Raw genomic sequence first — 26,564 nt, 5'->3', positions numbered from 1 at the left:
AATGGATTTAGCGCAAAAGGCTCCAAGAATTTATCAAGCGTTTCAAGAGATTTTAAAGAAGGATCGCCTAAATCATGCCTATCTTTTTTCAGGCGATTTTGCCAATATTGACATGGCTCTTTTTTTAGCCAAGGCTATCTTTTGTGAGCACAAAACTGGTCAAACTCCTTGTGGGGATTGTCGCTCTTGTCAGTTGATTGATCAAGGTGATTTTGCGGATGTGACGGTCCTAGAGCCCACCGGTCAGGTAATCAAAACCGATATGGTTAAAGAAATGATGGCTAATTTCTCACAGACAGGCTATGAGGGGAAACAGCAGGTTTTCATTATCAAAGATTGCGAAAAAATGCACAACAATGCAGCTAACAGTCTTTTGAAATATATTGAGGAGCCTCAAGGGCAAGCCTATATTTTTTTACTGACCAATAATGATAATCAGGTGTTGCCGACTATCAAAAGTCGAACACAGGTTTTCCAGTTTCCAAAAAATGAAGCCTATCTGTCTCAATTGGCACAAGAAAAGGGACTATTGAAAAGTCAAGCAGATTTAGTGGCCAAGCTGGCAAAAAATGGTAGTCAGCTAGAGACCTTAGTGCAAGATAGCAAACTCTTAGAGTTGATGAATCGATCAGAGCATTTTGTCTCTATCTGGTTGAAAGATCAGATGCAGGCATATTTAGCAGTTAACCGTCTAGTACAAATTGCTCCAGATAAAGAAGAGCAAGAATTAATATTAACTCTCTTGACCCTACTTTTGGCAAGAAACCAATCAAAACGGGTTTTCAAAAATTTGGAGGCTGTCTACCAGGCCAGACTCATGTGGCAAAGCAATGTCACTTTCCAAAATACGTTAGAATATATGGTGATCTCATGATAAGTGTCATTGGAATTCATTATGGTGAAACGGAGTTTGTCAAATATGCTCGGACAGAACATGACTTTCCGAAAGGAGCGTTGGTGGTGGCGAAAGGAAGTAAGGGAAGTCATTTGGTTAAGGTTTGTCAAACTAGAAAAAACTTTTCAGAAGATAAGCTTCCGAAAGATTTACCAATAGTTTTAAGACATGCTACTGAAATGGACAAAAGAGCTTATGAGCAAAATATCAAATTTGCTAGTGCTGCAAAAGATCAGGTTTTAACCTTGATTGCTCAAAATGGTTTGGAAATGAAGCTGATTGATATTGTTTTTCCTTTGGAGCGCCATTATGTCTTGATTACCTTTTCAGCAGAAGATCGGGTTGATTTTCGTCAGTTGTTAAAGGACTTAGCTGCTTATTTCAAAATGAGAATTGAGTTACATCAGATTAATAGTCGCGAGGAGGCTAAGGTTTATGGGGGACTTGGTCCTTGTGGGCGTCCACTTTGTTGCTCAAGCTTTTTGGGAGAATTCCCGCCAGTTTCAATCAAGATGCTAAAAAATCAAGGTCTTTCACTCAATTTTGGGAAATCAATAGGTTATTGTGGTCGCTTGTTGTGCTGCCTTCACTATGAAGATTCTTTTTATCAAGAAAGCAAGAAAAAATTTCCTGATTATGGTACCATAGTGGAGACGGCAAATGGGTCAGCAACCGTTGTGGCTATTGATATTTTTACAGGTACCATTAAGGTTCGTTTTAGCAATCAGGTGGCCTTAACGACATATGCTTTAGAGGAGGTTAAAGTAGGTGAATAAAAAAGAATTATTCGATGCTTTTGATGGATTTTCACAAAATTTAATGGTTACTTTAGCTGAAATTGAAGCCATGAAAAAACAAGTCCAGTCACTGGTGGAAGAAAATACCATTCTTCGCCTAGAAAATACAAAATTACGTGAGCGTTTATCGCAACTTGAGCATGAGACCCTTGCTAAACATTCTTCGAAACAAGGGAAAGATCATTTAGAAAGCATTTATGATGAAGGTTTTCACATCTGTAATTTTTTCTACGGACAACGTCGTGAAAATGATGAAGAGTGTATGTTTTGTAGAGAATTATTAGATAGAAAGTAAGGTCATGCAGGTTCAAAAAAGTTTTAAAGCACAGAAATCATCAGGAACACTTTACTTGGTTCCAACCCCAATCGGTAATTTGCAAGACATGACGTTTAGAGCAGTTGCTACCTTAAAAGAGGTTGATTTTATCTGTGCAGAGGATACAAGAAATACAGGCTTATTGCTAAAGCATTTTGGAATTCAAACCAAGCAAATCAGCTTTCATGAACACAATGCTTATGAGAAGCTTCCTGACTTGATTGATCTATTGAAGGCAGGACATTCTTTGGCACAAGTTTCTGATGCGGGTATGCCTTCGATTTCTGATCCTGGACATGATTTGGTCAAAGCAGCTATTGCAAGCGAGCTAACGGTGGTTGCTCTACCAGGAGCATCGGCAGGCATTACAGCTATGATTGCAAGTGGGCTGGTTCCACAACCGCATGCCTTTTATGGTTTTTTGCCGAGAAAAGCAGGGCAGCAAAAAGCATTTTTTACAAGTAAATTAGCCTATCCAGAGACACAGATTTTTTATGAGTCACCTTACCGTGTCAAAGATACCTTAACAAATATGTTAGCTTGTTATGGAGACCGTCAGGTAGTAGTGGTCAGAGAATTAACAAAGCTTTTTGAAGAGTATCAACGTGGGACAATTTCAGATATTTTGACCTATATTGAAGAAATCCCATTAAAAGGAGAATGTTTGCTTATTGTAGCAGGTGCTGATCAAGAAGAACAAATTGAGACGGTAGAAAAAGCAGATTTGATTGCACTTGTGCAAAAGGAAATTGAAACAGGTGTCAAACCGAATCAAGCCATCAAAACCATTGCGAAAGCTTACAAGGTCAATCGGCAAGACCTTTATCACCAATTTCACCAGTTACAACAGTAGGATATTATTCCCAGGATAGAAACATCAATGGGGCTTGTTAGTCCTATATGGTTTATTGTCTGTTTACTTAGGAATAGTATTTTTTATAGCATGGTGGTTTTATAAAACATACCATCACTTTTTGATAAGATAATAAATGGTTCTATATTTATTGGTTGGGCGATTACCATTTGTTATGTTGCCCGCATTTTGGTAGTTCAAAAGGATTGGCGATGCTTAGACTATTCTTCCCAGGCATCATAACCCTAGTTTTCTCATCAGGAAGAGTCGTATCAGATGATGTTACATTTGTTGAATAAAAAAAGAACATCATTTTCTATGTGATGTTCTTTTTAGGTATTATACAATGTTAGTTCCGTGTACAATAGTGGTTCCTGTTAATTGGCATAACTTCTCACAATTGGCTGCTGTTACTCCGCCACCAATCATGATTTCAATACGCTGATCGGCATAAGAAACGATGTTTTTAAGATGAGTGACATTATCAGAAATGGGATTAGATTTTGGTGAACCATGTGTTAGGATACGCACAAAACCGTAATCAATGAGTTGGTCGATGGTTTCTTGTTGCTGCTCAACTGGGATCAAATCAAAAGCCATATGGAAAACGAGAGGTAAGCCCTGAGTGGCAGGTAATAATTGTTCGATGGCATCGGTATCCAGGAGATTTTCAGTTGTTAACAGTCCCATAACGAGGGCATCAGAACCGGCTTCGATGGCTTTTAAAATATCTTCTTCCATGGCTTTTAATTCAAGGTCATTATAAACAAAGTTTCCACCACGAGGGCGAATCATGGTAGCCACACTAATGTTTTTATCGTGTAAGAGGGTGCAAGCTTCTTTAATAACACCGTAAGATGGCGTGGTACCACCGACAGCAAGATTATCACAAAGCTCTACACGATTGACTTGGTGGGCATCTAATTTGGATAGCAAGGTAAGATTTTCTGCACAAAATTCTTTAATCATTTTTTAGTCTCCTTTATCTGTCGCTATTATACCATGAATTGGACTGACAGATGAGAAACATCTTTGTCAAATAAAGGACATTATGCTATACTCACTAGTGCAATAGGGAAGTACTGTAACACCCTTTGTATGGTTCTTTTAATCAAGCAAGGGAGAATGTTGATGGTCTTATATGAATGTCATTACCAAACTCCGATAGGGGAGTTGTCACTAGTTGCAACGGATCAAGCCTTAGTTGGTGCATGGTTTTTAGGTCAGGTGCATTTTCAAATGGGTTTAAAAGAAGTCCCCTTGCAAGGTTTCAACCCGATTTTACATCAAGCTAAAGCTTGGTTGGATACTTATTTTAATGGAGAAATGCAAACAATTCCAATTGAGATACAGCCACAAGGAACTCTTTTTCAGAAGAGTGTATGGAAAGCATTGCTAGCCATTCCTTATGGAGAAACTGTGACCTATGGTCAAATTGCAGGGCAACTAAATTGTAAGTCTGCTCAGGCAGTTGGTGGTGCTATTGGACGCAATCCCATTAGTCTCTTTATTCCCTGCCACCGTGTTTTAGCAGCAGATGGTCAATTAAGAGGTTATGCAGGCGGTTTGGATAAAAAAGCTTGGTTATTAAACCATGAAACCATTTTAATATTAAAGGAGTAAGAGATGATTACTATTTACCAATACCCAAAATGCACCACTTGCCAAAGGGCAATAGCTGAATTAAAGCAGTTGATTGATGCATTTGAAACCATTGATATTAAGACAAATCCGCCTAAGGCTCAAGTCTTAAAAGAATGGATGGAGACTTCAGATTACTCCATTAGGAATTTCTTTAATACTAGTGGGAATCGTTACCGTGAATTAGAACTAAAAGACAAGGTTGCTACACTTAGTTTGGAAGAGGCGGCAGCACTTTTAGCCGCAGATGGGATGTTGATTAAGCGTCCTATCTTAGTGAAAGATGGAAAGGTCTTACAAATTGGTTATCGCAAGCCTTATGAGGATTTAGAGTTATCATAAAAAGTTTTGGATATTTTCGTGAGAGTAAAAGAATGGCAAGTATTAAGAGCTTGTCGTTTTTAACCGGTTAATCGCCATACAGAATTTAAAGAAGAGTGATCTCTTGTTTTGAATTGTGTGATCACCAGATGCTACTATAAAACATACAGAACAACACATCTTTTGACTTAACGATGATAAAGGCATAAAAAGAGAGCTTAACACAATGTTATTTTTACAACAGTGCATTAAACTCCTTTTGGGATCCTTAAACCTATCGACAGTTACAACAATAGTAAATAACTGTCTCCTACATAAACCTATCAGTATGGTCATTAATAGTGTGATACCTACTAAATGACATGCCACCACCGAGAATCGAACTCGGAACGAAGCATTACCATTGCTTTATTATACCATTTAACTACAGCGGCTACTTTTATATGATACTATAAGTTATTCGTTGATGCAAGACTTTCTTAAAAAATAGAGAAAACAATAAACTGATCATCTTCCAAAACGAAAAATTACCAATATTAATGCAGTTATTAGTAAAGTGGTACAAGAAGCTAGCCTTATGGTATAATAGTGAGGATAATTTCAGAAAGAGGAATTTAAGCATGTCTTATGAGGAAGTGTTTCTAAGAGACTTTGAGAATTGGGTTAAGACTCAAGTTCAAGTTAATCGTCTAGCCATGTCAACTAGTCAACAGGTTGCTCAAGAAGATGGTGACGAAAGAGCTAAAGATGCCTTTATTCGCTATGAAAGCAAGTTAGATGCTTACGAATTTTTACTGGGAAAATTTGACAATTATAAGAATGGCAAAGCCTTTCATGATGTTCCAGATGAGTTATTTGGTGCTAGACATTATTAACGACAATAAGGAGATAAGAAAAGTGGCAAAACAAAAGAATCGTAAAAAAGCTTTAAAATTGGAGATGAAACGACAAGGGCTGCTAACAAAAGCAAGCCAAGTTTTTGATAAAGCGGTGGAGGGGATTGAAGCAGTTATGGATACAACTATTTCTGCTGGTAAAGACCTTGTAAAAAAAGGAAGTCAAACGGTTGAACACTTAGCGACAAATAAAGCTAGTCGATCGCTAGAAACCTTTGCAGCACAGCCGATCTTGGAAGGTATTCGTTCAGATCTTGTTGAAACCTTGTATGCTGAAGGTATTCATTCGGCAGAAGTCTTTAACCAATGGACGGAAGAAGAAATTCTTGCCCTTAAAGGCATTGGTCCAGCAACGGTTAAAAAATTAGTAGAAAATGGTGCTGGCTTTAAAAAATAATCGTCTTCTCGTTGCTTAATGTCCATAAATTTGTTAGAATATTAGCAATCAGAGGTGTGTTGAGTTTGTTTGTTACAGAGAGCGGTAGCGTTGAGAAATCCGCACAGATGTCAAGGCATGTAGCTGAGGGTAACTAATCAGATATGACAAGTAGCAGATTCTTTTAGTGGTCTGAAACAGTGGTGGTACCGCGGAAATCGTAACACGAAATTCGTCCCTGTCTAGCGCAAGCTAGATGGGGATTTTTGAAACTTTAGAAAGTAAGTTCTCAAAAGTTTAGAGGAAATTTCTGAACTTGGAGGTGACAGAAAGTGATGTTTTTACAAAAAAGAATATCTCTGTTACAAGAGGTCATGATTCGGTGTCTACACTTGCCAATGTGATTGTTTTTTAGGATATGTGGGGAGAAGAAATTTATGCTGCACCATATTGAAATTTATGTTTCTAACTTGGCAAAAAGTCGCACTTTTTACCATTTTCTCTTACCTAAGCTGGGTTATCACCTTTATCAAGATTGGGCTCAAGGTTTTTCTTTTAAAAAAGCGGAGCAGTATTTGGTTTTTGTTCAGGTGAAAGACGAATACGCTGACCAAGTTTACCATCGTTGTCACAGTGGGTTGAATCATTTGGCTTTTTATGGTGGTAGTCGTAAAGATGTTCAAGCGTTAAAAGACCAACTGGTTAACCAAGCAGTACCTATGCTCTATGAAGACACTTATCCTTATGCGGGAGGTTCTACTCATTTTGCTTTTTACTGTGAAGATCCAGACCGAATCAAAATAGAAATCATCGCAGAGGAGAATAATGATTAAAATACTTGGACAAATCGAAAATAATTGTCTGCCTGATGTCGAAACGGACCGACTGTTGCTACGTCAGCGGACAGTGGCTGATGCGCAAGATATGCTAGCCTATGTCAGCTTGCCACAGGTGGCTGTTCCAATAGGAGCACCTCTTGTTGATACGTTAGAAGATGAGATCTACTATATTGAGCAAATCTATCCGAAACGGTTGAAGAAAGAGCGGCTTCTATCGGGTTGGGGGATTACTCTCAAGGGACAAGATAGGGTTATTGGTTCGGTGGACTTTAACAAGCGCTATAGTGAGACTATTTTGGAAATTGGCTATGCTCTTCATCCGGACTATTGGGGAAATGGTTACGTGCCAGAAGCGGCTACGGCTTTATTGACAGTGGGTTTTGACCGACTGGGGCTTGAAAAAGTGGTTCTTAAATGTTATGACTACAATACTCAGAGTCAAGCTGTTGCAAGAAAGCTTGGATTTAACTTAGTTAAAATGGATGGTCCCGTAGAAGATGTAACAGGGCGTAAGTGCAAAGACTGTGTTTACGAATTAACAGATGACGAATGGAGGACGGTGCATCATGAAGAAAAATTTTGAAACCTCTAAGCTTTACTATGGATTTCCAGTCATTATTTTGGGCTATAAAGATGATAATTTTGGCTACAATATCACAACGAGTTCGTCCTCATATACTTTGGGAGATATGGTCGTTATAGGTCTTTATTCACCAAATAATGCCACAAAACAGATCAAACAACACAACGAGTTCACTTTGCACATCCCGCAGCTAAATATCATGGCGGAGGTAGAGCAAGCTGGCTTTGTCAGCCACCGTGATAAGTTAGAGATGACTGGCTTTGCATATCACCTTAGTGAAAAAGTAGATGCACCGATTTTAGAAGCTTGTCATTTAGTCTTTGAGTGTGTTGTGGAACATGTTTCAGAGTTTGGAGCCTATACAAATATTGTTGCACGAATAGTTGGTCGTCAGATTGATGAAGACTTGCTAGATGATAAGGGAAATCTCGATCATGGTAGATTGAATCCATTAATTTATCTTGGTGACGGGACGGCTCGTGCTTATCGTCAACTTGATGAAACGGTTACGCCACTTGGTCAATTTATGAAAGTAAAGAAACAAGCATTAAGAAATAATAAGGAGAACTAATATGACAGAACTATCACCAAAATACAATCCAGCTGAGGTTGAGGCTGGGCGCTATCAAAAATGGCTTGACACCGATGTTTTCAAGCCATCAGGAGACCAAAATGCCAAGCCATATTCTATTGTAATCCCACCACCAAATGTTACAGGAAAACTTCATCTTGGACATGCTTGGGATACAACACTTCAAGATATTATCATTCGCCAAAAACGCATGCAAGGCTTTGATACTCTATGGCTGCCTGGTATGGATCATGCGGGTATTGCTACTCAAGCTAAGGTAGAAGAGCGGTTGCGTGATCAAGGGATTACTCGCTATGACCTTGGTCGTGACAAATTCCTCGACAAAGTTTGGGAATGGAAAGATGAGTACGCAACCACTATCAAAGAGCAGTGGGGGAAAATGGGGCTTTCAGTGGATTATAGCCGTGAGCGCTTTACCCTTGACGATGGTCTGTCAAAAGCGGTGCGTAAAGTTTTCGTTGATCTCTACAAAAAAGGTTGGATTTACCGTGGTGAATTTATCATCAACTGGGACCCGGCAGCTCGTACAGCACTATCTGACATCGAAGTTATCCACAAGGATGTGGAAGGTGCGTTCTATCACATGAATTACATGTTAGAAGATGGCTCACGCGCCCTTCAAGTCGCAACAACTCGTCCAGAGACGATGTTTGGTGATGTGGCTGTCGCTGTTAATCCAAAAGATCCACGCTACAAGGACTTGATTGGTAAACATGTTATTCTACCAATTATCAATAAACTTATCCCTATAGTTGGTGATGAGCATGCAGATCCGGAATTTGGAACAGGAGTTGTTAAAATCACCCCTGCCCATGACCCTAATGACTTTGAGGTTGGTGTACGTCACAATCTTCCCCAAGTGAATGTCATGAATGACGATGGGACTATGAATGAACTGGCTGGTGAATTTGTAGGCATGGATCGTTTTGACGCTCGTAGCGCCGTTGTTGAAAAGCTTCAAGAACTTGGTGCTCTTGTGAAAATTGAAGAGCGTGTGCATTCAGTTGGTCACTCAGAACGTACGGGTGTTGTGGTTGAGCCACGCTTATCTACACAATGGTTTGTTAAGATGGATGAATTGGCTAAGAATGCCATTGCCAACCAAGAAACAGATGATAACGTAACTTTCTACCCACCTCGTTTTAACGATACCTTCCTTTCCTGGATGGAAAATGTTCATGACTGGGTTATTTCACGCCAATTGTGGTGGGGTCACCAAATTCCAGCTTGGTATAATGAAGGGGGTGACATGTATGTTGGTGAAGAAGCCCCGGAAGGTGATAGTTGGGTTCAAGATGAGGATGTCCTTGATACCTGGTTCAGCTCTGCTTTGTGGCCGTTTTCAACCATGGGCTGGCCTGATGCAGCTTCTGAAGATTTCAACCGTTACTTCCCGACTTCAACCTTGGTGACGGGCTATGACATCATCTTCTTCTGGGTATCACGTATGATTTTCCAATCACTTGAATTTACAGGGCATAAGCCATTCTCAAATGTCCTTATCCACGGTCTTATCCGTGACGAACAAGGTCGCAAGATGTCTAAATCGCTTGGTAATGGCATCGACCCGATGGATGTGATCGAAAAATATGGTGCAGATAGTTTGCGCTGGTTCCTTTCAAATGGTTCTGCACCAGGACAAGACGTGCGTTTTTCATACGAGAAAATGGATGCTAGTTGGAACTTCATTAATAAAATCTGGAATATTTCCCGTTACATCTTGATGAACAATGAGGGACTTACGCTTGAAGTAGCATCAGCTAATGTTGCTAAAGTAGTAGGTAGTGAAGTTGGAAACGTCACAGATCGCTGGATTCTCCACAATCTCAACGAAACCATTGCTAAGGTTACTGAAAACTTTGATAAATTTGAGTTTGGTGTAGCTGGGCATATTCTTTATAATTTCATTTGGGAAGAATTTGCCAACTGGTACGTTGAATTGACTAAAGAAGTGCTTTATAGCAACAATGAGGACGAAAAAGTCATTACTCGTTCAGTTCTCCTCTACACTTTGGATAAAATCCTTCGCCTTCTTCACCCAATCATGCCATTTGTAACTGAGGAAATTTTTAGTCAAATTTCAGAAAGCTCGATCGTAACAGCAGAATATCCAGCGGTTAACTCCGCTTTTGAAAATGAAGTGGCACACAATGGTGTGGAAAGCTTGAAAGACTTGATTCGTGCAGTACGTAATGCTCGTTCGGAGGTAAATGTTGCTCCGTCTAAACCAATTACTATTTTGGTCAAGACAAGTGATGACAAATTAGAAAGCTTCTTCAACAGCAATGTTAACTATATCAAACGCTTCACGAACCCTGAAACGCTTGTTATTTCAAGTGACTTGTCATCTCCAGACTTGGCTATGTCAGCCGTTATCACGGGTGCTGAAATTTTCTTACCGCTTGCTGATATGCTTAATGTGGAAGAAGAACTTATGCGTCTTAACAAAGAACTTGCCAAATGGCAAAAAGAACTAGACATGGTAGGTAAAAAACTAGGTAATGCGCGCTTTGTTCAAAATGCCAAGCCAGAGGTCGTTGAGAAAGAACGTGAAAAACAAGTTGACTACCAAGCTAAATTTGATGCAACGGTTGCTCGTATTCGGGAGATGGAGAAATTAGTAAAATAAGGAAGTTTTTAAGTAGCCATTAAACTTCCTAATTTAGCTAAAAACGGAGTGCTTTTGAAGTCTCCAAACAAGATCTCGGACAAAGAATTAATGTATGAGCAAAGTATCTATCCCATCAAGTAAGTTGAAAAATGCTCCCAGTGAGTGGTTTATTTGAGCACTTAAAAAACGATCAATCGGCTAAAAGTAGCACTCATTGCGACGTTTACGAAAGTTATCTTAAGATAAATTGGCAAAGGCTGGTCTGTTGATATTTCAGAAAAATGTCAAGATGGTCTATGCCCGAGAAGAAATGAGCATCTTCTTTACTTTAATATTTATGATAGAATGACTTTGCCAGTGAGATTAAATTTGCTTAAACATAAAATTTGTGACATTTTTTTGGAAATGCGTGTCGTCTAGGAAAGATTACATGCATTTTCTTCTGTGGGCAATGGGTATTGAGTGATATGATCAGAAATCATTTGCCTTTCACTCTTCACGAGGTGGTTGGAATCATCTCGTTGTAATGCTTATGCCCATATCTTTTTTGTTCACGGATTGACTGAAAGAGATATGTAAAACTGAAAAATAAAACACAAGCTGACAAATAACCCAATCAAGTTCTAGATGGAAAGTGAGATCTATTGATGTTAGAACATTTATCAGGCCACACTTTGTTGGTCTCTCTTATTGCAACACCCATTCGTCATAGTTTATCTCCCAAGATGCATAATGCAGCCTATGCCAAATTAGGAATGGATTATGCTTACCTGGCATTTGAAGTTGGTCCAGAACAACTGGCTGATGCCGTGCGGGGAATTCGGGCCCTAGGCATTCGGGGGTCAAATGTTTCTATGCCCAATAAACAAGCTATTTTACCCTTTCTTGATGACTTATCACCAGCAGCTAAATTGACCGGTGCTGTCAATACGGTCGTCAATAAGGATGGCAAAGGACATCTGGTTGGTCATATCACAGATGGAATTGGTGCCATTCGTGCTTTAGCTGAAGAAGGGGTAACAGTGAAAAATCGCATTGTTACCTTAGCAGGTGTTGGTGGTGCCGGAACGGCGATTGCTGTTCAATTAGCTTTAGACGGTGTTAAGGAACTTCGTCTGTTCAACCAAAAAGATGACTGTTTTTCAAATGCTAAAGAAATGGTTAAAAAGATCAATGTAGACACAAACACCAAAGTAAGTATGCAAGACCTTGCAGATGAAGCGGTCTTTAAGCAGTCCATTAGAGAATCACATATTTATATTGATGCTACCGGTGTTGGAATGAAGCCTTTAGAAAACATGAGTTTGATTACTGATCCAGAGTTGATTCGCCCAGACTTAGTTGTTTTTGACCTTGTTTATAGCCCAGCAGAAACAAAACTATTAGCCTTTGCTCGTAAGCATGGGGCTAAAAAAGTAATAAATGGGTTAGGCATGATGCTTTACCAAGGTGCAGAAGCCTTTAAATTAATAACAGGAAGAGAAATGCCGGTAGATGATATTAAGCAACTACTGTTTAAAACCGAGACTGATAACTAATATCAAGATAGATCATACCATACTAAAAGTTACTTGGTCTCTTTTTAAGCTGCCTTAATTATGTTATAGTAATAGCGGATAAGTCAGATTTAAAGGATTTGTCACAAAAAGGAATACACTTTACTGGCTTTTAAAAGCTAGCTAGATAGAACTTGTTGCCGTCCCTTAATTTCCCCCTTTTTTGCTTAAGCTAGGCATCAAGCATCAATATCAAAGGAGAATAGCAGTGCACAAAAAAGAAATTGGTCATGAATTTTTAGCAAGACTAGGGAAAAAGCGCTTGCGCCCTGGAGGTGTAGATGCCACTAATTGGTTGATTGAACAAGGACAATTTTCCAGAGATTGTCAAGTTTTGGAGGTTGCTTGTAATCGATGCACGACTGCAATTGACTTGGTAAAATCCTTTCATTGTCAGGTCACAGCGGTTGATTTGAATGCCAAGGTGTTAGAAGAAGCCAAAGCAAGGATTGCGGCTGCAAAGCTCCAAAACAACATTACAGTAGTTCAAGCTAATGCTTTAAGGCTACCATTTCCTGACAATTATTTTGACATTGTCATTAACGAAGCCATGTTAACGATGTTGACCAACGAATCCAAAAGTAGGGCTCTCAAAGAATATTTACGCGTTTTGAAACCAGGAGGTCGTTTATTGACACACGATGTTTCTTACGAAGATCCTAATACTAAACAGATTCTTGATGACCTGCGTCAAACCATTAATATACCGGTTTCTCCCCTATCTTTAAACGATTGGCGAACGTTATTTTTGCAGAATGGTTTTTCAGAAACGACCTATTGTCACGGGAAAATGTCCTTGATGTCTCCGCTTGGGATGATTAAGGATGAAGGGCTTATAGATACCATAAAAATCATAGTGCGTGGGCTAAAGAAAGAGAATCGGGCACAATTTTTAAAAATGCATCACTTTTTTTCTAAGACAGGGAGAGATCTTTGCTATATTGCTGTCAAAAGTACCAAATAAGGCGAACCTAGTAATAGAAAAGTGAGAAATAGGATGTTATAAACTACTAGAAATATCGATCATGCCAAAGTGCTTGATTTAACGCTATAATGTATAACAAAAACCATCCACAATTTATTAACGGCGGATGGTTTTTGGTGTGTTTTAATGAAGTTGGAGTAAGTCTTTTAAAACAACGACAAATGTGTCATCATCTTTGGCAACAGGTAAAAAGGTAAATCCTTCTTGGGTTGGTAAAATAAAAATAATCGTTTGGTCTGTGTTTTTTTTATCTGTTTTTAAGACATCAAAAAGCACTTCGGCTGGTATATCAGTTTTAGCGAGAGTAGTTGGTAAGTAATAACTCTCAAAAGTCTTAATTAAACTATCAAGATCATCTTTTGGTAGTAATCCCTGTCTAACAGCTAATTTAGCATCAACTACCATACCAATTGCAATAGCTTCGCCATGATGGTAGTAGTCGTGATGACTGAGTGATTCAATGGCATGCCCTAAAGTATGACCAAAATTCAAAGACATGCGCAAATTATTTTCAAATTCATCTTGCTCCACAATCCTTTTTTTATTAGCGATAGACTGATAAATCATCCTTTCAAGACATTCGTCGGTTGCTTGCTTTTGAAAAGCAATAAGTTGGTTAAATAGCGGTCTGTCATGAATAAAACCAATTTTTAACATTTCACTGATGCCACAAGAAAATTCTCTTTGAGGAAGCGTTTTTAAAAACCGTGTTGAAATAAGGATGACTTCCGGTGGATAGATGCTACCAATCATATTCGTAAGCCCCTTAAAATGAACACCAACTTTACCACCAATACTACTATCGACTTGACTAAGTAAAGTGGTTGGAATTTGAATATAAGGAATACCACGGTAAAAGCTTGCTGCGACAAACCCTCCCAAGTCTCCGATAACCCCACCGCCAATAGTAATAATCAAATCTTTTTTGGAGAAATGTTCAGTAATCAACCGTTCATAAATGACACTTGCCATGTCAAGTGATTTTGATTGCCCTCCTGGCGGACAAATATGAACAAAACCAGTGTAGGTTTGACATAATTTTTGAAATAGGGAGTGATACAAATCATAGACCGTTTGGTCCGTAATAAACAAAATTTTACGCAGTCTACGCTCACCAAGGCATTGATCTAGTGTTTTTAAAATATCATCGGTAAAAAGGATATCATAGTCCTTAACGTGGGAGGTCACATGAAGTGATTGTGACATGGAAATTACCTCAATTCATTGTTGCATTTAACGGATTAACAAAAAGTGTTTAGATATTGTGATATAGCAGAGCTAAGAGAATGTTCCAGATTCCCAAAGTTCTTGACCGAGTTGCTCTAATTGTTTGTAATTGATTTGTTGGGCAGCATCCGACAAAGCCTGGTCAGGATTTGGGTGAACTTCCATCATAATTCCATTTGCTCCAACGGCCTTAGCCGCTTTAGCTGCCGGTAGCAACAAGTCTCTGCGCCCTGTTGAATGAGACACATCCACAATAATAGGCAAATCAACTTTTTGTTGGATAATAGGCACAGCCATAATATCTAACATATTTCTTGTTTCAATATCATAACCACGAATACCGCGCTCACACAAGATAATATTGGTTTTTCCATTTTCTTGAAGGTAAGAGAGTGCCCCCAAAAATTCCTCAATAGTAGACATAAGACCACGTTTAAATAAAATAGGCTTATCAATATGAGATAGGGTTTTTAAAAATTCAAAATTTTGCATATTACGAGCCCCGATCTGAATCACATCCAAATAGTCGTATGCTTCATCCAGTTGTTTTTCAGACATGATTTCACTAACAGATGTTAACGAAAACTCTTGGCAAACCTCATACAGGTATTTAACACCTTCTAAACCAAGACCTTGGAAAGAACTGGAAGCTGTTCGTGGTTTGTAGGCACCTCCCCTAAAATAGCTGTAACCAAGTTTTTTAGCACTTGAAGCAGCCAATCTAATTTGGTCATAGGATTCAATGGAGCAAGGACCAACAATAAAATTATCTTTGGAGCAGCCCTTATTCAGAAAATCTGACATGATTTCGTTCATTCGTGTTTGATTCCTTTACTAATTCAATAACTGCCGAAAGCGATCAAGTGCTACGGTTTTTATTGATAAATTTATATGATGAGTTGTTAGCTATTTTAATTTTTGAGGTAAAAAGTGCTAATATAATTATGAAATTGGGCACTTACAACCTGTGAAATGATACCATAAAGATAGCGAAATGGCAAGTAAACATGGGGCTTTCAAAGCTTATCCGACCTGGAGTATCACGGTTTCAACAAACACTCAATTAAACAACAGTAGCTATTAATGGTGGCCTTGAGTCAGTTAGGAAAACTCCCTTTTTTAATGCGATGAACACCCTCAGTACATCAAACATAGTCGATTGAACCATGAATCACAAGAAATAGGTAATGAACCAAGCTTGTGATAAGTGAATTTTACCGCCTCAAAATCCGTAAGATAACACCTAACATAAAGGGATAAGAAGAACTATTATTAACTAGTTTAGTTGATCCCTTCAGCTTAATAAAAGAAGCCAAAAATATAAAAAGGATAATCTTACTGGGAAAGACGATCCTTTTTTAATACCACAAAATGGTTTTAGCTTGAGTTGAGCGTTTTGATTGCCAAAGGGCTATAAATCAATCTCTAAAAGAATTGGAGTGTGGTCTTGCCGATCCCCTGAAGAAATCATTTCAGAGCGTCTGATGGTGTCAGTGAGACGGTTTGAGGTTAACCAATAATCAATTCGCCAGCCCGTATTATTGATTTTACTTGTTTTGCTGCGTTGTGCCCACCAAGTATAAACATTAGGGACATCTCCATGCAAATAGCGGAAAGTATCTGTAAAACCTCGGGCTAGCAAGTTGGTAAACCCATGCCGCTCTTCATCGGTAAAGCCTGGTGATTGGCGATTACTGCTTGGGTTTGCAAGGTCAATTTCCTTGTGGGCAACATTGTAGTCACCGGTGGCTACAACAGGTTTTTTAGCATCTAATTCAGTCAAGTAATCGGCATATTTTTGATCCCAAACTTGCCGGTCTTTTAATCGTTTAAGACCATCCCCAGCATTGGGTGTATAGACTTGCGTAACGAAAAATTTGTCGAATTCCAAGGTAATGATGCGACCTTCAGCGTCCATTGTTGTAGGGGCACCGATTTCTGGAAAGGTAATAATCGGATTGAGGTTGTTTTTATAGAGAAACATGGTTCCTGCGTAACCTTTTCGGGCGGGTTCAACAGAAGAACGCCAAACCTGTAGGTAATCTGGGAAGTAGCGATGCAATGTTTCCAAGTGTTTTTTGGTCGGACCCTTGGCAGGTAATTTTGTCTCTTGGATGGCAATAATATCAGCGTTTTGAGCGACTAAAGTATCAAAAACAGCACGTGATAATAACGCACGAGACGATTCACCAGTAAGGGCAGCATTTAAGGAATCAATATTCCATGAGATCAGTTTCATTTGGGTTCCCTTTCTAAAGGTAATCTTACTTTCATTGTAACAAAAAAATCGTGCAGAGGCGACTGTCGTGGTTTATATCTCTTTCAAAAAGAATAAAGGAACTTCAGACAGGATTGTAAATTTGAACAAGTAATGTCTCTGACAAAAAGTTAGACAAATCATTATTGAGAGATTCGGTTCTGCATTAGACAGGACTAAGCCCTTTTCTTTTTGAACCATTTGTTATTGTAAAAAATGTAACTTGTGATGACTTGTCCCAATGCTTTCTGTTCACAAAAAATATCAGTTATCCTCTCCTTGAAAATATCCTTTTCATTTGTCGTGATAAAAGGCAATGTTTAAATAAGCGTAGAATTCTGACGATAAACTTGTGACATCTTGCAAGCATGATGAAGAGTCAGTATTAATTTAGTTTCTTTGCGAAATTCGGTTATTATTCTTTTAAGAAAATCTGGAATTGTTTAGGCGAGAGAATTCTTCTTGTAGCCTCTTGGTTCCTTTTTTAATCTCGTATTAAATATGACGAAAAGCGCTCCCGTGATTTGGGAACGCCCTTTTTCTATAATGGCAATCATGTGTTAATTGGTGTGCAAAGTAATGTCAACGAGATTTAAATTCTGTTTAATTTGTTGTGGTATTGTAAAGACTAGTTGAGAGGTAACGTTCACCATTGTCCGGTAAAAGTGCTAAAACTCGCTTCCCTTTTCCTAGCTTTTTAGCAACATCAATAGCGGCGTAAATAGCAGCGCCAGCAGAAATACCAACTAAAAATCCTTCTTTAGCTCCTGTTAGACGAGCAGTTGCTAATGCCTCCTCGGAATCAACACGAATGATATGGTCATAAGCTTTTGTGTCTAGTGTATTAGGAATGAAACCGGCAGAAATGCCCTGAATTTTATGAGGACCTGGTTCTTTACCAGATAGGACAGCAGATTCATTAGCTTCCACAGCGTAGACGGCAATCTCAGGGTAGACAGCTTTTAAGGTGTGAGAAACACCAGAGATAGTACCTCCCGTACCAACTCCAGCCACAAAAGCATCTAATGTCATATTGTCAAAGGCTTCTAAAATTTCTTTTCCGGTTGTTTTTTCATGAATTCTTGGATTGGCAGGATTATTGAACTGCATCGGCATCCATGCCCCCAACTCTTTGACTAAATCTTCAGCTTTGGCAATAGCCCCTTTCATCCCTTCGCTTCCCGGTGTCAAAACGAGTTCTGCCCCATAGGCTTGAATAATTTGACGCCTTTCTAAACTCATGGTTTCAGGCATTACAATGATCACACGATAGCCTTTAGCGGCTCCAACCCACGCAAGCCCAATACCGGTATTTCCACTTGTTGGTTCAATAATGGTGTCGCCGGGTTTGATAACACCCTTAGCTTCAGCACTTTCAATCATTGCCAAAGCAATTCTGTCCTTAACAGAAGAACCTGGATTAAAGGCTTCTAACTTGACATAAATATCAGCTGCGTTTTTTGGCGCTAAATGATTAAGTTTGATAATAGGGGTTTGCCCAACTAATTCTGTAATGTTATGGTAAAGCTTAGTCATATAATAACCTCTTTTTTATATATAGTCGTCTCTTCAAGTATAATAGGTTATCAAACCAAAGTAAAATACTGATTTACTATCACTGTGATAATAAAGAATTATCACGTATCATTATCAAATGGTATTAAGGGGAGTTCAATGATTTTAGGATTGATTTTGGTAAAGGTGATCTTACCATGATAATAATTTGTTAGGGTAGTAATCAGTTCTTCCTCACGTTCAGGATCAAAATAAATAGCTGTTTTGATGGTGTCTGAAAATATAGTTTCGGTTTCGGCTAGAGCTATCTTTTCTAAGAATTGAGGGTAGGTTTGGTATTGAGGGTAAGAGAGTGTTAATTCAAGTCCCACTTGTTTCTTGACCTCGACCACACCGAGTTTCTTAATGGTAGCTACTGTTATCCCAGAATAAGCCCGAATCAGACCGCCAGTCCCTAGTTTAACACCACCAAAATAGCGTGTTATAACAACGACCAAGTTTGTTAAATTTTGCTTTTCCAAAACAGAAAGCATAGGCACACCAGCTGTTCCAAAAGGTTCCCCATCATCACTAGACCGTTTCATTTGACCATTCCCTCCAATGATCATAGCAGAGCAAGAATGATTGGCTTTATGGTGCTCTTTTTTTATTTTAGTAATGAAAGTCCGACCTTCTTCTTCAGTATAAATGCGCTTAATTTGGCAGATAAAACGGGATTTTTTGATGGTTTCTTCAAAAAAGCCATCTGTTTTAATTGTTTTATAGTTTTCCATAAGAAAATTTTACAAGAAAAGCCAAAAATTAGCAAAAATATCGAATAATAAGGTATGGGAGATATGGAAAATAAATATGGCAGGTTACTTCTTGAACGACAATTAACGGAAAACGAAAAAGAAATGGCACAAACTTTAGAAAGTATTGTCATAAAGGGAGAATTAGTTACTTGTCAGCGGTGTAATAATTCTATTGGCAAAGAGACACATTTACCTAGTGGAGCATATTATTGTCGATTTTGTATTGTTTTTGGACGAAATCAATCCGATACCCCCCTTTATTATGTTGATCCAAAACCTTTTCCAAAAGGAAACTACCTAAAATGGGAGGGAAAACTAACCCCTTATCAAGAAGAAATATCACAGCAGCTGGTTAAAAATAGTCAAGAACAGAAGCAAACCTTGGTTCACGCTGTAACGGGTGCAGGGAAAACAGAGATGATATATGCTGTTATCGAAAAAATTGTTAATGCTGGTGGCTGGGTTTGTATAGCCAGCCCTCGAGTGGATGTTTGTATCGAACTTGAAAAACGATTAAGCAAGGCATTTTCTTGCCAAGTTTGTCTTATGCATGGCACCTCTCCTACCTATCAACGAAGTCCGATCATAGTAGCAACAACTCATCAATTATTGACATTTTATAAAGCTTTTGATTTACTCATTGTTGATGAAGTGGATGCCTTTCCATTTGTTGATAATCTCCAGCTAAATCATGCAGTCAGTCAGGCAGCAAAAGAAGATGCCAGTAAGCTTTTTTTAACAGCCACCTCAACGAGAGAATTAGAAGAAAAGGTCAGAAGAAAAGAGCTGGAAAAACTAACCCTTGCAAGGCGTTTTCATAATATGCCCTTAGTAGTTCCTAAGTTTGTTAGAAGTTTTAATATTTTAAAGGCTATTCATCAGAAGAAATTACCTCGATTGTTGGTACGATTAATCAAAGAGCAAAGGCAATCGGGGTATCCACTCTTAATTTTTCTGCCAATTATTGCCACAGCAGAAGTTGTAACAGCGCTTTTAAAAAAGGAATTCCCAAAAGAAAGAATAGCATGTGTTTCCAGTCAATCTGACAATAGGGTGGAAAAGGTAGAGGCATTTCGCCAAGGAGAAAAGACCATTTTGGTCACAACAACCCTTTTGGAAAGAGGGGTCACCTTTCCATGTGTTGATGTTTTTGTTATTGCAGCTCACCACCGGGCTTACACTCCTCAAAGCTTAGTTCAAATCTCAGGACGTGTCGGCAGGTCCAGTAAGAGACCAACAGGAACCCTATATTTTTTTCATGATGGCGTAAGCAATGCGATGTTTAAAGCAAGAAAAGAAATCAAGGAAATGAACCAGAAAGGTTATCAAAATGACTTGTCTAATATGTCAACAAACTAGTCAGATACAATTAAACTTAACGGATATCCTTTTTTTGAGGTGTAAGCAATCATTCATTTGTCAAAACTGTCAACAAAGTTTTCAAAAAATTGATCAGAATGCTTGTCTCACTTGTTGCTCTGTTTCTGACGAGGATTCATGCAAGGATTGCTTAGAGTGGAAAAAAAGAGGATATAAGGTGGACCACAGAAGTTTGTATCGTTACAATCCAGCTATGAAGGCGTACTTTAGTCAATATAAATTTCAAGGTGATTATCTATTAAGAAAGGTTTTTGCGCAGGAACTAGCAGAAATGATTCAAAAAAACTACCGAGGATTTACACCTGTTCCGGTTCCGGTTAGTAAGGAACGTTATCAAGAAAGAGGATTTAATCAAGTGACTGCTATTCTTGATGCTGGAAATATTAGCTATGTTAATCTGTTTAAGAGACTTGATACTGATCGCCAATCGTCAAAAAATAAAAAAGAACGTTTATTATCAGAACGACATTATCAGTTAATTGTTAACGAAGAAATTCCAGAAAAAATAGTGATAGTCGATGATATTTATACTACGGGTAGCACTATTATCACCTTAAAAAAAGCGTTAGAAAAAGTTGGAAATACCGTCATCAAAAGTTTATCAATTGCACGGTAAGTGTCTAGAGTTTTGGGAAACGTAAAATTGAATACCCTATAGCTTAAGAGAACGAGAAATTCGTTCTCTTTTTTCGTTGCCTAAAACTGCTGAAAGGACACAAAACAGATGTCAAATAATATTGAAATCATCATGGATATTGAAACTCTAGACATATTTGAAGTGATAGATCTTGATGAAGAGAAAGAAGTGACTGTTTCAGATTCTGAAACTTTTCCTAAAGAAGAGAAAGCATCTCCATATGATGATCTAAACAGAATTTGGTTAAGAAATGGTTATTATTACAAACCTTCAAGCCTTCTATGGGAAGTTGTAAGAGATGGCATCATCCATGAGTTAAGCCCTCGAAATAAACACGGAACATATCCCTACTATGAACATTCCAGAAATGGCACTTGGGATCATGTCAAGCAACTCACACAAGAAGAAGCTTTATGGCTTACTTTGGACTTGAACTCAGAGTTAATGAGTGATGTATTAGGAGGGTAAGATGATTCAGGAAGAAAGAGACAAAGGGTTTGACATCTAAAAAGGGAAGATATTGAAAAATAGTATTTTAATACTAAAGTTTTAATAAAGGGAAAGGATACCAAATGAAACAATCGGCAATAGCGCAATTAACCAAAAATATGGTGATAGTAGATCTCATGAAACAAACAGGATGGTCACGAGAAAGGGCACTTACTGCTGTGGAGGAGCTGGAAGAACAACAACTGATTCATTTTCCGTCTAATGGAGGAATGAGACTTCAAGTGATTGGAGGATAACAATGGCTGATATTACAATTGACCAACTAGCTACCCAGACCTTTTACCAGATTCCAGAAATATTTTTTACTCGTATTCAGCACAATGATAATGGCTATGTCAAACTAACTAGTTCTTATGTTGAACTATCATCTGATGCTAAGTTGGCCTATGGAGCACTCTTTAATCGCTGTAAATTAAGTATCAGCTCCTTTCAAAAAGGTAATAGGGATTATGTTGATAAAAATGGAGCAGTTTTCTTAATTTTCACCGTTACAGATTTGATGTTGTTACTGGATAAAGGCAAGATGAAGGTTACACAGATAAAGAAAGAGTTGCATGAGCACGGTCTCTTACGTGAAGTTAGGCAGGGTCTTAATAAACCTAATCGCCTCTACCTCCAGTTGGTTGATGCTAGTTTAGAAGTGACAGAGCACTACAATGCTGATGGGGTCTTACTAAAAAAAGTTGATTCTTTTGGGAAGGTTCTTTACCAAAAAGAAGAACCGTCTCAAAAAGAGTCTCAACTCCTTGATAATAGCGGAAGTCCGTTTTTCGGACGTCCGAAAAACGGACGTCAAAAAGTCCATAAATCGGACGCAATAAAGACAGAGAAGAGTAAAACAGATAATAATAACGATACTAATCGATACGAGAACGAGTCGCCTTTAAACCTCATATCAGATTCTGAAGCATTCCAAATGGGCCAACATGGTTTTCTCTCTGCCCAAACCATTCAACGACTTAGTTTGTTTGGCAAAGAAGCGAAGCTCCTTGAAAACAAAATCTACCAAGCCAAGCGTCAGGTTGAAAAAGATTATAGTCACCTCTTGAATCATCAAGAAATGATTTATGGTGAAGTCTGGTCGCTGGAACTGGAACGTGAAGTAGATAAGCTTATTTTCAAAATCAAAACAGGTGAGAATGAAGGTAAGGCAATCAAAAATATCTCAGGCTATTTCTACAAGATGATGGTGCATTTCTGGAAAATAGCTTTACTGATTGAAAAAGAACAAGGTTTTATAGCTTTAGCTGATCAAAGTGACTATGCAAGAAAATTCCCTGAAGCATGTCCGAGTCTAATCAGTTATTACTATCCAAATAAACTGTCAGAAAGCAAACTAGACCAGTATTTAACCGCACTAAAAATGGAGGTGTGACATGTTACAAGATGAATTTAAACAGCTTCCACGTGAACTATTAAACTTTGGTAGAAGTCCAGAAGAAAAAGTAATTTCTATTCCCAAATCTATCTTTAACTTACCACCAGAGAAAAAAGCTCAAGCCCTTTCAGTAGCTCAAGAAAATCTTGGTCGTGCGACAAAAGCAGTCGAACAGGCTAAGGCTGACCTTACCCAAAAACAGATTTATGTGACGAATCTTAAGCAAGTGACAAAATTGAGACAAGACAGTCAAGATAAAGTAAACCAAGCTAAGGCGGTTCTCGGTGAAGCAAGTGCTCGTTTAGGACAAGAACTTGAGACCTTAAAAACCTTGCAAGCCAAAGAGGCTGACCTAGCAGCACAGTATCAAGCCATTTTTAAAGCCTATCAAGCTGTTTTAGCTGCGAAACACCACTCACAATTAGCTGAAAGCAAAGCTAAGATTGAAGCTAAGGGGGAAGAAGCTGTTCCTGTGGTCAATGAAGTAGGACACGTAACGGATTACGTGTCTGGGACAACACAGTTGGCTGATACTGTAGCAGTGAGAACAGAAGAAACATCATCAAAAACAAAGAACACTTCTCCTGTTAGTGTGAAATTGATGGCCAAGCACGGTCATCAAAAGATTCTTGGTGCCACTACTTCACAAAGTAGCCTTCCTCAGACAGGTGAGCAATCCTTATTGCTTTTAAGCCTATTAGGAATGACTCTCGTCTCGCTCCTTGGCTTAGTCTCTGTTAAAAAGAAAGCCGAGTAAGCTAATGAACTGAGCAGTTTATCTGCTCCAACCAGCAACTGTTAGAGTGGATTTATCCCTTAGTCTTCGCCTACAGTTGTTGCTTCGAGCAGGTAAACGAGCTCATAGTCCTTTGTCAACTAAATACCCCCACTGTCCTGATCAGCGTGGTCTAAGCATAAAAGAAAAAAGGGGGCGGTGTTTGTAACTAGAAAAGGATAGCTAGTGCTGACCACTTAACGTAAAGCCAGAGTTTGACCTGTCCTCTAAGGCGAAGGAGTTTGCGGTACCTAGACTAAAAACCGTGTGTCAAAACTACCGAGAAGAGGTGACAGACCTCTTCCAGCATGGCTGTTCATTTCAGCCTATTAACATCAAGGAGAAACCAATGATTGATGAAAATGAAACACTAGTCACCCTAAGTGACTTAAAACAATTAGGAAAACAAGGAGGCGCTACAGCGCTCTTAGAAGATGGGACACTGATCACTCTAAGAGCAAGACATGCGACTCGAAGGACAAAAGGGTATGTGGACGGCATCCTCAAAGAGATTGATGTCATTATCCCTTACCCGATGATTTTAAACCAGATACGAACCATCAAATCGCAAAATACTTTAGTGGCTCGTAGAATCAACCGACAAAGCCCGCTACGTTTAACCGGTAGGGGGTATCACCGAAAAGGAAAGGAATAACTCTTATGACAAAAAAACAATTACTTAGTGTCCTCACAGCGACCACAGTGGCCCTACTCACAACCTCTCTTGCTTACGCAGATGAGCCCCCAGTGCCAGTGGATCCGACTGCTCCTTCAACGGAAGTGGTCACTCCTGCGCCTGCTCAACCTGAGAAACTACCAGACACCTCAAAACCAGCAGAGCCAGAAACTCCAAAAGAAGAACTACCTGCTCCTGTGGATCCGACCACCCCATCAGCTGGGAAAGAAGATAAACCAGAAACGGTTCCAGGGAAAGTTGAATCTCCTAAAGAGGAAACAAAGCCTAAAGAAGAAGTAACACCTGAAAAGCCTAAGCCTAGTGAAGACAAGAAAAAAGAAGAGCTTGTCCCAGATAATGTCTCAAAAGACATTATTGAAAAGGTGGATACCACGACAGGTGAGGTGGTCTTTAAACCCATTCCAGTCACACCAGACAAAACAGTTATCGGTACTAAGGACAGTCAGGTGATTATTCGTGACCAAGCAGGCCGGACACAAGTCGTTACCCCTGAGAGCCTTGGTGGCCATGTTAATCCTAATGGGACAGTGACCATTACAGATAGTACAGGCGCTAAAAAGACCTTGCCAAAAACAGGTGATAAACAAAGCGTGCTTGGTTACTTGGGCATGATGTTAATTTCGGTTTTAGGCTACGCTGTCAAGAAAAAAGTATCACACTAATTACATGACCTGGGAATGTCACAAAAAGCAACCTAGAAGAGAGAAATTAAAAATGAACACATTGAAAACGAAAGGACACGGCTATTTCCGTAAATCCAAAGCCTACGGTTTAGTTCCAGTTATTGCTTTGGGGAGCCTAGTTCTTATGGGCACAACAAGTGTTTCTGCGGATGACGTAACTCCTTTAAATCCAGCGACTAACTTAACAACGCTACAAACACCTCCAACAGCTGATCAAACACAGCTAGCTCATCAAGCTGGTCAGCAGTCAGGGGAGTTGGTATCAGAGGTGAGCAACACTGAATGGGATAATGCTGTCACAACAGCTCAAGAAGCAGGTGTTACTGTAAAACAGTCTGATAAGGTCACGCATGATAGCTTATCATCTGCGCAAGCCGATTTAGAGAAACAAACTAAAGCTGTCACAGAAGCTACAACTAAGCAAGAAGCCAACACAACAGCTATTAATCAAGCAGTTTCGGAAAATAAAGCTATTGATCAAGCTAATCGTGATGAAAAAGCTAGAGTTGACGCTCTTAATACTAAAGGGGAAGCTGATACCAAAGCTAAAAATGAAGCTGGTCAAGCCCAAGTAGATGCACAAAACAAACAAGCCCAAGAAGCAGCTGATGCCATGAATGCCCAATTAAAGGCAGACTATGAGGCGAAGTTAACTGAAATCGAGCGAATCAAGGCTGAAAATGAAGCTATCCGTCAGCGCAACCAACAAGCTAGTCAAGCGACTCATCAAGCTAGTCAAGCAGCTCAAGCTGCCTACCAAGAAAAGCTAGCAGAGATTGAGCGCATCAAAGCTGAGAATGCCGCTATTCGTGATCGTAATGGGAAGGCTCAACAAGAAGCAGAGCGTCAAAACCAAGCGCTACAAGCAGCTTATGAAGCAAAATTGGCAGAAATCAAGCAGATTGAATCAGAAAATGAAGCTATCCGTAAACGTAATGAACAAGCAGGTCAAGCGACGAATCAAACCAATCAAGCAGCCCAAGCAGAATACCAAGAAAAGTTAGCGGAGATTGAGCGCATCAAAGCTGAGAATGCCGCCATTCGTGATCGTAACGCTAAGGCTCGACAAGAAGCAGAGCGTCAAAACCAACAGGCTTTGGCTGACTATGAAAAACAACACGGGGAAGCAGCCCAAGCCTTAAAAGATTACTTGGCAAAAGCTCCTGACAATGTCACATTGGATCCTATCTTTAGTGCCGACCCAGCCACAGCCCCAAATGGCGATATCATTAAAGATGAGTTTACTTATAACAGTGCTGACAATACTTTTGTGTGGACAAAACAACTCCATGACTGGAAAAAATTTGTTGGTAAGGTCAATATCCATGGGAAACTAGGCGTCACAAAGACGGTTGATCCAACAACAGGAAACGTGAAGAGCGTTATTACGTCTGTTACTCTAACGCATCTTGAACACACTAATTTTGCAGAACCAGAGGCAGTCGTTTTT

At 39.1% G+C, this 26,564-nt stretch carries 29 protein-coding genes and 1 tRNA gene; 23 read left to right on the top strand and 7 right to left on the bottom strand.

Going from position 1 to position 26,564, the window contains the following annotated elements:
- Position 1 precedes the first annotated feature (1 nt).
- From H346_RS0103135 to rsmI, 4 genes are read left to right on the top strand one after another with little or no spacing between them, the layout of a single operon-like run.
- Positions 2 to 874, top strand: a complete 873-nt coding sequence (locus tag H346_RS0103135) for a DNA polymerase III subunit delta' (protein WP_027969797.1) — start codon at positions 2 to 4, stop codon at positions 872 to 874.
- On the top strand, positions 871 to 1,671 hold the full coding sequence (ricT, locus tag H346_RS0103130) for a regulatory iron-sulfur-containing complex subunit RicT (protein WP_027969796.1): 801 nt from the start codon (positions 871 to 873) through the stop codon (positions 1,669 to 1,671). The genes H346_RS0103135 and ricT overlap by 4 nt, the downstream gene beginning before the upstream one ends.
- On the top strand, positions 1,664 to 1,987 hold the full coding sequence (gene yabA / locus H346_RS0103125; protein ID WP_027969795.1) for a DNA replication initiation control protein YabA: 324 nt from the start codon (positions 1,664 to 1,666) through the stop codon (positions 1,985 to 1,987). The genes ricT and yabA overlap by 8 nt, the downstream gene beginning before the upstream one ends.
- Before the next feature lie 4 nt (positions 1,988 to 1,991).
- Positions 1,992 to 2,861 carry a 16S rRNA (cytidine(1402)-2'-O)-methyltransferase gene (rsmI, locus tag H346_RS0103120; RefSeq protein WP_027969794.1) on the top strand — a complete coding sequence of 290 codons (870 nt, stop codon included), beginning with the start codon at positions 1,992 to 1,994 and terminating at the stop codon, positions 2,859 to 2,861.
- Between the two features lie 339 nt (positions 2,862 to 3,200).
- Here the strand turns inward: rsmI and H346_RS0103115 are convergent, their stop codons facing one another.
- Positions 3,201 to 3,830 (bottom strand): copper homeostasis protein CutC, encoded by a 630-nt coding sequence (locus H346_RS0103115; RefSeq protein ID WP_027969793.1) that lies wholly within the window; start codon positions 3,828 to 3,830, stop codon positions 3,201 to 3,203.
- A 162-nt stretch (positions 3,831 to 3,992) separates the two neighbouring features.
- Between H346_RS0103115 and H346_RS0103110 the strand changes: the two genes are divergently transcribed.
- The gene (locus H346_RS0103110) at positions 3,993 to 4,484 is read left to right on the top strand and encodes a methylated-DNA--[protein]-cysteine S-methyltransferase (RefSeq protein ID WP_027969792.1); all 492 of its coding nucleotides are present in this window, start codon (positions 3,993 to 3,995) and stop codon (positions 4,482 to 4,484) included.
- A gap of 3 nt (positions 4,485 to 4,487) precedes the next feature.
- On the top strand, positions 4,488 to 4,844 hold the full coding sequence (locus H346_RS0103105; RefSeq protein ID WP_027969791.1) for a Spx/MgsR family RNA polymerase-binding regulatory protein: 357 nt from the start codon (positions 4,488 to 4,490) through the stop codon (positions 4,842 to 4,844).
- A gap of 342 nt (positions 4,845 to 5,186) precedes the next feature.
- Here H346_RS0103105 and H346_RS0103100 read toward each other — a convergent pair.
- A tRNA-Thr gene (locus tag H346_RS0103100) sits at positions 5,187 to 5,257 on the bottom strand.
- A gap of 186 nt (positions 5,258 to 5,443) precedes the next feature.
- On the opposite strand from H346_RS0103100, the gene H346_RS0103095 reads away from it, so the two are divergent.
- From H346_RS0103095 to H346_RS0103055, 8 genes are all read left to right on the top strand, one after another.
- Entirely contained in the window at positions 5,444 to 5,698 is a 255-nt protein-coding gene (locus tag H346_RS0103095; RefSeq protein ID WP_027969790.1) for a DUF1912 family protein, read from the top strand.
- 22 nt (positions 5,699 to 5,720) lie between these two features.
- Entirely contained in the window at positions 5,721 to 6,116 is a 396-nt protein-coding gene (locus tag H346_RS0103090; protein ID WP_027969789.1) for a helix-hairpin-helix domain-containing protein, read from the top strand.
- Between the two features lie 416 nt (positions 6,117 to 6,532).
- Positions 6,533 to 6,928 (top strand): VOC family protein, encoded by a 396-nt coding sequence (locus H346_RS0103080; protein ID WP_027969788.1) that lies wholly within the window; start codon positions 6,533 to 6,535, stop codon positions 6,926 to 6,928.
- Positions 6,921 to 7,517 (top strand): GNAT family N-acetyltransferase, encoded by a 597-nt coding sequence (locus H346_RS0103075; RefSeq protein WP_027969787.1) that lies wholly within the window; start codon positions 6,921 to 6,923, stop codon positions 7,515 to 7,517. Before H346_RS0103080 ends, H346_RS0103075 begins: the two co-directional genes overlap by 8 nt.
- Positions 7,501 to 8,088, top strand: a complete 588-nt coding sequence (locus H346_RS0103070) for a flavin reductase family protein (protein WP_027969786.1) — start codon at positions 7,501 to 7,503, stop codon at positions 8,086 to 8,088. The genes H346_RS0103075 and H346_RS0103070 overlap by 17 nt, the downstream gene beginning before the upstream one ends.
- 1 nt (position 8,089) lies before the next feature.
- The gene (locus H346_RS0103065) at positions 8,090 to 10,738 is read left to right on the top strand and encodes a valine--tRNA ligase (RefSeq protein WP_027969785.1); all 2,649 of its coding nucleotides are present in this window, start codon (positions 8,090 to 8,092) and stop codon (positions 10,736 to 10,738) included.
- A gap of 629 nt (positions 10,739 to 11,367) precedes the next feature.
- Positions 11,368 to 12,258 carry a shikimate dehydrogenase gene (locus H346_RS0103060; RefSeq protein ID WP_027969784.1) on the top strand — a complete coding sequence of 297 codons (891 nt, stop codon included), beginning with the start codon at positions 11,368 to 11,370 and terminating at the stop codon, positions 12,256 to 12,258.
- A 196-nt stretch (positions 12,259 to 12,454) separates the two neighbouring features.
- Positions 12,455 to 13,240: a class I SAM-dependent methyltransferase gene (locus H346_RS0103055; RefSeq protein WP_341830604.1), complete on the top strand. Its 786-nt coding sequence runs from the start codon at positions 12,455 to 12,457 to the stop codon at positions 13,238 to 13,240.
- 144 nt (positions 13,241 to 13,384) lie between these two features.
- On the opposite strand, the gene aroB is transcribed toward H346_RS0103055, so the two are convergent.
- The 5 genes from aroB to H346_RS0103030 all read right to left on the bottom strand — a co-directional run bounded on the left by aroB (position 13,385) and on the right by H346_RS0103030 (position 19,033).
- Positions 13,385 to 14,467 (bottom strand): 3-dehydroquinate synthase, encoded by a 1,083-nt coding sequence (aroB, locus tag H346_RS0103050; RefSeq protein WP_027969782.1) that lies wholly within the window; start codon positions 14,465 to 14,467, stop codon positions 13,385 to 13,387.
- 72 nt (positions 14,468 to 14,539) lie between these two features.
- A complete protein-coding gene (locus H346_RS0103045; protein WP_027969781.1) occupies positions 14,540 to 15,304 on the bottom strand; it encodes a bifunctional 3-deoxy-7-phosphoheptulonate synthase/chorismate mutase in 765 nt (254 codons plus the stop codon).
- 595 nt (positions 15,305 to 15,899) lie between these two features.
- Positions 15,900 to 16,727, bottom strand: a complete 828-nt coding sequence (locus H346_RS0103040; RefSeq protein WP_027969780.1) for an exodeoxyribonuclease III — start codon at positions 16,725 to 16,727, stop codon at positions 15,900 to 15,902.
- A 621-nt stretch (positions 16,728 to 17,348) separates the two neighbouring features.
- The gene (gene cysK / locus H346_RS0103035) at positions 17,349 to 18,281 is read right to left on the bottom strand and encodes a cysteine synthase A (RefSeq protein ID WP_027969779.1); all 933 of its coding nucleotides are present in this window, start codon (positions 18,279 to 18,281) and stop codon (positions 17,349 to 17,351) included.
- A 101-nt stretch (positions 18,282 to 18,382) separates the two neighbouring features.
- The gene (locus H346_RS0103030; protein ID WP_027969778.1) at positions 18,383 to 19,033 is read right to left on the bottom strand and encodes a YigZ family protein; all 651 of its coding nucleotides are present in this window, start codon (positions 19,031 to 19,033) and stop codon (positions 18,383 to 18,385) included.
- Between the two features lie 54 nt (positions 19,034 to 19,087).
- On the opposite strand from H346_RS0103030, the gene H346_RS09610 reads away from it, so the two are divergent.
- The 9 genes from H346_RS09610 to H346_RS0102985 form a co-directional block, all read left to right on the top strand.
- Positions 19,088 to 20,413 carry an ATP-dependent helicase ComFA gene (locus H346_RS09610; protein WP_037562525.1) on the top strand — a complete coding sequence of 442 codons (1,326 nt, stop codon included), beginning with the start codon at positions 19,088 to 19,090 and terminating at the stop codon, positions 20,411 to 20,413.
- 178 nt (positions 20,414 to 20,591) lie between these two features.
- Positions 20,592 to 21,050, top strand: a complete 459-nt coding sequence (locus tag H346_RS0103020; RefSeq protein ID WP_244147248.1) for a ComF family protein — start codon at positions 20,592 to 20,594, stop codon at positions 21,048 to 21,050.
- Positions 21,051 to 21,158: 108 nt separating this feature from the next.
- The gene (locus H346_RS0103015) at positions 21,159 to 21,539 is read left to right on the top strand and encodes a hypothetical protein (RefSeq protein ID WP_027969776.1); all 381 of its coding nucleotides are present in this window, start codon (positions 21,159 to 21,161) and stop codon (positions 21,537 to 21,539) included.
- Between the two features lie 104 nt (positions 21,540 to 21,643).
- Positions 21,644 to 21,817, top strand: coding sequence for a hypothetical protein (locus H346_RS10610; protein ID WP_167320968.1), 174 nt, complete (start codon positions 21,644 to 21,646; stop codon positions 21,815 to 21,817).
- 2 nt (positions 21,818 to 21,819) lie between these two features.
- The gene (locus H346_RS0103005) at positions 21,820 to 22,956 is read left to right on the top strand and encodes a replication initiator protein A (protein WP_027969775.1); all 1,137 of its coding nucleotides are present in this window, start codon (positions 21,820 to 21,822) and stop codon (positions 22,954 to 22,956) included.
- A gap of 1 nt (position 22,957) precedes the next feature.
- Positions 22,958 to 23,716, top strand: a complete 759-nt coding sequence (locus H346_RS11015; protein ID WP_027969774.1) for an LPXTG cell wall anchor domain-containing protein — start codon at positions 22,958 to 22,960, stop codon at positions 23,714 to 23,716.
- 367 nt (positions 23,717 to 24,083) lie between these two features.
- The gene (locus H346_RS0102995) at positions 24,084 to 24,389 is read left to right on the top strand and encodes a hypothetical protein (RefSeq protein ID WP_027969773.1); all 306 of its coding nucleotides are present in this window, start codon (positions 24,084 to 24,086) and stop codon (positions 24,387 to 24,389) included.
- A 5-nt stretch (positions 24,390 to 24,394) separates the two neighbouring features.
- The gene (locus tag H346_RS0102990) at positions 24,395 to 25,093 is read left to right on the top strand and encodes an LPXTG cell wall anchor domain-containing protein (RefSeq protein WP_027969772.1); all 699 of its coding nucleotides are present in this window, start codon (positions 24,395 to 24,397) and stop codon (positions 25,091 to 25,093) included.
- A 52-nt stretch (positions 25,094 to 25,145) separates the two neighbouring features.
- A partial coding sequence (locus H346_RS0102985; RefSeq protein ID WP_027969771.1) for a putative cross-wall-targeting lipoprotein signal domain-containing protein occupies positions 25,146 to 26,564 on the top strand: 1,419 nt, incomplete at its 3' end.

It is taken from the genome of Streptococcus castoreus DSM 17536 (assembly GCF_000425025.1).
Taxonomy (GTDB): Bacteria; Bacillota; Bacilli; order Lactobacillales; family Streptococcaceae; genus Streptococcus; species Streptococcus castoreus.
This window is presented reverse-complemented; position numbering and strand designations above follow the sequence as displayed.